The organism is Nocardioides alpinus (genome assembly GCF_900112035.1).
In the GTDB taxonomy this organism is placed as follows: Bacteria; Actinomycetota; Actinomycetes; order Propionibacteriales; family Nocardioidaceae; genus Nocardioides; species Nocardioides alpinus.
The window spans coordinates 59,699-66,600 of the sequence record NZ_FOKC01000017.1; the positions used below are offsets into that span (position 1 = coordinate 59,699).

A 6,902-nucleotide genomic window follows, 5' to 3' on the forward strand; every position below is an offset into this window, starting at 1 on the left:
AGCGCGACCCATCCTGATGTGGGGATGGAGGCGACATGGAGGTCCGGAGCGGCGACGGCGTCTGTGTGATCGGCGCGGGTCCTGCGGGCCTGGCCACGGCCGTCGAGCTGTCGAGGGCCGGCATCGACTTCGTCTGCCTCGACCAGCGACCGGGGCCCGGTGGTGTCTGGTCCTCGGAGGTGACCGCCGGGCTCACCCACGCCTGGCCGGCCCTGACGCTCAACAGCCCGCGTGGCTGGTTCGAGCTCAGCGACCACCCGATGCCGCGCAGCTACCCGGACTTCCCCCGGGCCGACCAGGTGTCCGCCTACCTCGACAGCTGTCTCGACCACTACGCCATCCGGGACCGCTTCGAGTGGAGCACCGGAGTCACCGCGGTCGAGCCCCGGTCCGGCGGTCGCTGGCGAGTCACCCTCACCACCGGAGAGGTCCGGGACTTCGCCGCCGTCGTCGTCGCCAACGGGCACCACAACGAGCCGCTGCTGCCGGACCTCCCGGGCGAGTTCACCGGCGGGACCCGGCACTCGCAGACCTACCGGGACCGCGAGCAGTACGCCGGCAAGCGGGTGCTCGTGGTGGGCTTCGGCAACTCCGGCAGTCAGATCGCTGCGGACGTGAGCGGCGTCGCCGCTGCCACCGTCCTGTCGATCCGGAGGGGCGGCTACGTGCTGCCTCACTACGCGCGCGGACTGCGCATCGACCGGGCGATGCCGGCCTGGTTGGGCTTCCTGGTCAACGCCTACCTGCCGCGGATGGTGGTCGGCCCGTTGCTGACGGCCTTCTACCGTCTCGTCGTCGGCTCCCCGACCCGTTCGGGACTGCCCGCGCCGGACCACCACTTCGGCTCCGCGCTGCCGACGGTCACGGCCGAGCTGCCCGACCTGATCGACGCCGGGCTCGTCCGGGTGCGGCCGCAGGTCTCCCGGTTGGCCGGCCGTGTCGTGGAGTTCACCGACGGGAGCCGGGAGGAGGTCGACGAGATCGTCTGGTGCACCGGCTACCGCACCACCACCCCGTTCCTCGACGAGGACATCTTCCGGTCCGACGACAACCGGGTGCCCCTCTACCTCCGGGTGTTCCACCCCGAGCACCCGTCGCTCCACTTCGTCGGGCTCCTGCAGGCCGTGGGGTGGGGATTCCTGCCCCTCTTTGAGTCCCAGGCGCGGTTGGTCGCCGCCCACCTGAGCGGCAGGTACCGGCTCCCGGAGCCGGCTCGGATGCGCGAGGCGATCGCGGCCGACCAGCAGCGGGTCCGTCGCGACTTCGTGGACTCCTCGCGCAACCGCTACCAGATGAACGGCGCGGTCTACCAGCACGAGTGCCGCGTCGAGCTGCGCCGCGGGGCACGGCGGTCGACCCCCGTACGCACCTGAGCCTCCACTCGTGGAGTGGAGGCTCAGGTGAGGTGTGGCGGAGGTAGGGGGATTCGAACCCCCGAGGGCGTTAACCCAACCCGCTTTCCAAGCGAGCGCCATAGGCCACTAGGCGATACCTCCGCCGAGGAGAGTACCGGTGACCTCGGTGGCCGGTGAAATCGCCCGGCCGCCCACCCGCAGGCCCTGGGTTTGGGGAGCCGATCGCGCTCCGCCTAGACTCCGGGGCAACCCCCCACGCGGCGTCACCTCGCCCAATCCCCCAGGGCCGGAAGGCAGCAAGGGCAAGTGAGCTCTGACGGGTGCGTGGGGGGCCTCTTCATGTCCGGGAGGCCCCCTCCCGCTGGTTGAGCAGCGAGCGCGCCGACGCCCTCCCGCTGGTTGAGCAGCGAGCGCGCCGACGCCCTCCCGCTGGTTGAGCAGCGAGCGCAGCGAGCGTGTCGAAACCGAGGGCCATGGCGCCGGTGGTCGGTGTGGGTGGGCACGGTTAGGGTTCACGACGTGGAGTCACCGCTCGCGCTCTATCGCCGCTACCGGCCCGAGACCTTCCAGGAGGTCATCGGGCAGGACCACGTGACGGAGCCGCTGCGGGCCGCCCTCGCCGCCAACCGGGTCAACCACGCCTATCTCTTCTCCGGGCCGCGCGGCTGCGGCAAGACGACCTCGGCCCGGATCCTCGCCCGCGCGCTCAACTGTGCCCGAGCGCCGATCTCCGACCCGTGCGGCGAGTGCGACAGCTGCCGCGAGCTGGCCCGCGGCGGACCGGGCTCGATCGACGTGATCGAGATCGACGCGGCCTCGCACGGTGGCGTCGACGACGCGCGTGACCTGCGCGAGAAGGCGTTCTTCGCGCCGGTGCGCGACAAGTACAAGGTCTACATCATCGACGAGGCCCACATGGTCACGACGCAGGGCTTCAACGCCCTGCTCAAGCTGGTCGAGGAGCCGCCGCCGCACCTGCGGTTCATCTTCGCCACGACCGAGCCCGACAAGGTGCTGCCGACCATCCGCTCGCGCACCCACCACTACCCCTTCCGGCTCATACCGCCGCGGCTGCTCAGCGACTACCTCTCCCAGCTCGCGGCCGAGGAGGGCGTGGCCATCGAGCCGGCCGCGCTGCCCCTCGTCGTACGAGCCGGGGCGGGGTCGGCGCGCGACACGCTGTCCGTGCTCGACCAGCTCCTCGGCGGTGCCGGTGAGGCCGGCGTCACCCACAAGCTGGCCACCGACCTGCTCGGCTTCACCCCCGACACCCTGCTCGACGAGGTGGTCGAGGCCTTCGCCTCGCGCGACGGCGCCACGGTCTTCTCGGTCGTGGACAAGGTCGTCGAGACCGGCCAGGACCCGCGCCGCTTCACCGAGGACCTGCTGCGCCGGTTGCGTGACCTGGTCATCGTCACCGCGGTGCCCGACGCCCCGGCCACCGGGCTCATCGACGTGCCGCAGGACGCCGGCGAGAGACTCGTCGCCCAGGCCGCGCGGTTCGGCGCGATCGAGCTCAGCCGGGCCGCCGACATCGTCGCGGCCGGCCTCACCGAGATGCGTGGCGCCACTGCACCGCGCCTCCTGCTCGAGCTGCTGTGCGCGCGGGTGCTGCTGCCCGGCGCCGATCACACCTCCGAGGGCGTGATGGCTCGCCTCGAGCGCCTCGAGCGGCGCCTCGACGTCACCGGGGCACCTGTCCCGGCCGCCGCTGCTCGGGCTGCTGCCGTGCCGGCCGCCGCAGCGCCCGCGCCGCCGGCCGCGACGATCGCCCCTCAAGCGACTCCGGCGCCCACGCCCACGCCCGAGCCGGCTCCCGCTCGCACCGAGGAGCCCGCGCCGCCGCCTCCGGTGCCCACCTCTGCCCCGCGCCAGGACGGCCCCCCGCCGCCGCCCCCGCCGATGCCCAGCGCCTCCCCGGAGCCGCCGCCGACGGTGGCCGAGCCCGCGCCCGTGCCCGCCGCCTCGGCCGGTGCCGACGCCCCCGTGGCGGACCGGCCCGCCGGTCCGCAGGGCGGCCTGAGCCTCGTCGACGTACGCCGGCTGTGGCCCGACATCCTCGAGCAGACCAAGAACCGTCGTCGGCTGGCCTGGATGGTGCTCTCCCAGCACGCCCACGTCGTCGACGTCGACGGCACCCGCCTCACTGTGGGCTTCGCCAACGCAGGTGCGCGTGACTCCTTCGTCAACGGCGGCTGCGACGAGATCCTGCGCCAGGCCGCGATCGACGTGGTCGGCATGGACTGGCGCGTGGAGTCGATCGTCGACCCGAGCGGTGCCGCCGCGCAGGCCCCCGTCGTACGCCAGGCCGCCACCGACGCACCGCCCGCACCCGGCCAGGCGCCGGCGCCGGCCGCGGACGCCCCTCCCTCCTGGGTCACCGGTGACGCCGCGCCGGTCGCCGCTGCGCCGGTCGCCGCTGCTCCGCCCGTGTCCGCCGCGCCGGCGCGCGAGGCCCTCGAGGCCGCCCGTGCCGGCGGTCGCATCGCCGAGCCGGTCGAGCCGATCCGGTCCGCCGACGACGACGTCGACCGCGACGACGACCGCGACGCCGAGTCGGGCGCCCTCGACACCGAGTCGCTGCTCAGCCAGACGCTCGGCGCCCGGCTGATCGAAGAGATCAAGAACGACTGACCCTGCACGCCCAGTCCACCAGCCCCAGCACCCCGACCTCCACGTGGGAGACCCGATGACCCAGAACCCGTTCGACGCCCTCGGCGGCGGCTTCGACATGAACGCCCTCCTCCAGCAGGCGCAGCAGATGCAGCAGCAGCTCGAGGAGGCCCAGGCCGCCCTCGCCCAGCAGACCGTCGACGGCACCGTCGCCGGCGGTGCGGTCACGGTCACCGCCAACGGCGTGGGCGAGCTGGTCGGCGTCGCGATTCGGACCGGCGAGTTCGACGGCAACGACGCCGACGACCTGTCCGACCTTTCCGACCTGATCGTCGCCGCCTACCGCGACGCGCGCGCCAAGTCCGAGGCACTCGCGGGCGACTCGCTCGGGCCGCTGACCGAGGGCCTGGGTGGCGGCCTCGGTGGCGGCCTGCCCGGCCTGGGCTGAGGAACCTCCTTTGTACGAAGGCGTCGTCCAGGACCTGATCGACGAGCTCGGGCGGCTGCCCGGCGTCGGTCCCAAGAGTGCCCAGCGCATCGCGTTCCACCTGCTGCAGGCCGAGCCGGCCGACGTACGCCGTCTCGCCGACGTCCTCATCGAGGTCAAGGCCAAGGTGAAGTTCTGCTCGGTGTGCTTCAACGTCAGCGAGGACGAGCAGTGCCGCATCTGCCGCGACGAGCGGCGCGACCCGGCCGTGCTGTGCGTCGTCGAGGAGTACAAGGACGTCGTCGCGATCGAGCGCACCCGTGAGTTCCGCGGTCGCTACCACGTCCTGGGCGGCGCCATCTCGCCCATCGACGGCATCGGGCCCGACCAGCTCCACGTCAAGGAGCTGATGCCGCGGCTGGCCAACGGTGTGGTCACCGAGGTCATCCTCGCGACCGACCCCAACCTCGAGGGCGAGGCCACCGCGACCTATCTCACGCGTCTGCTCCTGCCCATGGGGTTGCGCGTGACCCGCTTGGCGAGTGGACTGCCAGTGGGCGGTGACCTCGAGTACGCCGATGAGGTCACGCTCGGCCGCGCCTTCGCCGGAAGGAGATCAGCAGAGTGATCCTCGTATGCGCAGACTTCGGAAGGACGGTGGTGCAGTGACCGACGACAGCCAGATCAGGTTCGAGGAGCAGATCGCCGACCAGGTGACGAGCTTCCTGCTCGCCCTGCGCGAGATCGCGCGGGAGGGCAACGGCTCGCAGGCGATCTCGCTGCTGCTGCTCGAGATCAGCCAGGTGCTGCTCGCCGGCGCCCGGCTCGGCGCGCAGACCGACTTCACGCCGCGCGAGCAGTTCCAGCCCGACGTGGGCCCGGAGGCCGACATCGACGAGCTGCGGTTGCGGCTGGCCGAGATGCTCGAGGGCGTCGACGCCTACACGTTCGTCTTCGACCCCTACGTCCCCGAGGTGGTCGAGAGCCGGCTCTCCGACGACCTCGCGTCCATCGCGATCGACCTCGAGAACGGCCTGCGCCACTTCCGCGCCGGTGACGTCGACGAGGCGCTGTGGTGGTGGCAGTTCTCCTACGTCAACAACTGGGGCAACCTCGCGGGGGCCGCGCTCAACGCGCTGCTGACCGTGGTGGCGCACGACCGGTTCGACACCGACTTCGAGGCCAACGCCGAGGCGGTCGCGGTCGCCGATGAGATGCTGGAGATCGCGCCGGGCGTCCAGCCGTAGAATCGTGGTCGGCCTGTCGGCAACGGCGCCAGTGGCCACCATCTGTCGTACGCGGTCCGTGGGGCCGCACCCGAGCACCCGAGGACCAACCGTGGGCATTGTCGTGCAGAAGTACGGCGGCTCCTCGCTCGCCGACGCCGACGCCATCAAGCGCGTCGCCCGACGCATCGTGGAGGTCAAGAAGTCCGGTCACGACGTGGTCGTCGCCGTCTCCGCGATGGGCGACACGACCGACGACCTGGTCGACCTGGCCACCGGTGTCTCACCGCTGCCTCCCGCCCGCGAGATGGACATGCTCCTCACCGCAGGCGAGCGCATCTCGATGGCGCTCGTGGCGATGGCGATCAGCGACCTCGGCTTCACCGCCCGCTCCTTCACCGGCTCGCAGGCGGGCGTGATCACCGACTCGGTGCACGGCAAGGCCAAGATCATCGACGTCACGCCGGGCCGGATCACCCAGGCGATCGGCGAGGGCCACATCGTCATCGTCGCCGGCTTCCAGGGGGTCTCCGCCGACACCAAGGAGATCACCACCCTGGGGCGCGGCGGCACCGACACGACCGCGGTGGCGCTGGCCGCCGCCCTCGAGGCCGACGTGTGCGAGATCTACACCGACGTCGACGGCGTCTTCACCGCAGACCCCCGCATCGTGCCCAGCGCCCGCAAGCTCGACAATGTCTCCTACGAGGAGATGCTCGAGCTGGCCGCCTGCGGCGCCAAGATCCTGCACCTGCGCTGCGTGGAGTACGGCCGTCGCTACGGCATCCCGATCCACGTCCGCTCGTCGTTCAGCCAGCTCGAAGGCACCTGGGTCGTCAACGACCCCCAGCCCAGTGACCCCAGCCAGGGAGACCCCATGGAACAGCCCATCATCGCCGGCGTCGCCCACGACCGCAGCGAGGCCAAGATCACCGTCGTCGGCGTCCCGGACAAGGTCGGCGAGGCCGCGCGGATCTTCGAGGCGCTGGCCGAGGCACAGGTCAACCTCGACATGATCGTGCAGAACATCTCGGCGGCCGCGACCAGCCGCACCGACATCTCCTTCACCCTGCCGCGCACCGACGGCCAGGGCGCGATGACGGCGCTGGCGCGGATCCAGGCCGAGGTCGGCTACGACAAGCTCCTCTACGACGACAAGATCGGCAAGGTCTCGCTGATCGGCGCCGGGATGCGCTCGCACCCGGGGATCACGTCGAAGTTCTTCGGCGCGCTCGCCTCCGCCGGCGTCAACATCGGGATGATCTCGACCTCCGAGATCCG

The 6,902-nt window shown here is 71.8% G+C and carries 6 protein-coding genes, 1 tRNA gene and 1 other RNA gene; 7 read left to right on the top strand and 1 reads right to left on the bottom strand.

The genetic code is table 11. From position 1 onward, the window contains the following. The first annotated feature begins 35 nt into the window (after nt 1-35). Nucleotides 36-1,373, top strand: coding sequence for a flavin-containing monooxygenase (locus tag BM127_RS21210; RefSeq protein WP_091202034.1), 1,338 nt, complete (start codon nt 36-38; stop codon nt 1,371-1,373). 35 nt (nt 1,374-1,408) lie between these two features. Here the strand turns inward: BM127_RS21210 and BM127_RS21215 are convergent. After that, a tRNA-Ser gene (locus BM127_RS21215) sits at nt 1,409-1,496 on the bottom strand. 106 nt (nt 1,497-1,602) lie between these two features. Between BM127_RS21215 and ffs the strand changes: the two genes are divergently transcribed. The 6 genes from ffs to BM127_RS21245 form a co-directional block, all read left to right on the top strand. Further along, nucleotides 1,603-1,692: signal recognition particle sRNA small type (ffs, locus tag BM127_RS21220), an RNA gene on the top strand. 182 nt (nt 1,693-1,874) lie between these two features. Continuing rightward, nucleotides 1,875-3,989: a DNA polymerase III subunit gamma and tau gene (locus tag BM127_RS21225; RefSeq protein ID WP_091202035.1), complete on the top strand. Its 2,115-nt coding sequence runs from the start codon at nt 1,875-1,877 to the stop codon at nt 3,987-3,989. Between the two features lie 55 nt (nt 3,990-4,044). Beyond that, complete coding sequence (locus BM127_RS21230) at nt 4,045-4,416, top strand: YbaB/EbfC family nucleoid-associated protein (RefSeq protein WP_091202037.1); 372 nt, start codon at nt 4,045-4,047, stop codon at nt 4,414-4,416. A 10-nt stretch (nt 4,417-4,426) separates the two neighbouring features. After that, nucleotides 4,427-5,023 carry a recombination mediator RecR gene (gene recR, locus BM127_RS21235; RefSeq protein ID WP_091202038.1) on the top strand — a complete coding sequence of 199 codons (597 nt, stop codon included), beginning with the start codon at nt 4,427-4,429 and terminating at the stop codon, nt 5,021-5,023. 37 nt (nt 5,024-5,060) lie between these two features. Further along, nucleotides 5,061-5,642, top strand: a complete 582-nt coding sequence (locus BM127_RS21240) for a DUF5063 domain-containing protein (RefSeq protein WP_231263434.1) — start codon at nt 5,061-5,063, stop codon at nt 5,640-5,642. A 91-nt stretch (nt 5,643-5,733) separates the two neighbouring features. Next, on the top strand, nt 5,734-6,902 hold a 1,169-nt coding region (locus BM127_RS21245), incomplete at its 3' end, for an aspartate kinase (protein WP_091202051.1).

Bases quoted from the DNA above. Each gene is read 5' to 3' on its own strand.
- BM127_RS21210 (WP_091202034.1), top strand. From the start codon at position 36: ATGGAGGTCCGGAGCGGCGACGGCGTCTGTGTGATCGGCGCGGGTCCT.
- BM127_RS21230 (WP_091202037.1), top strand. From the start codon at position 4,045: ATGACCCAGAACCCGTTCGACGCCCTCGGCGGCGGCTTCGACATGAAC.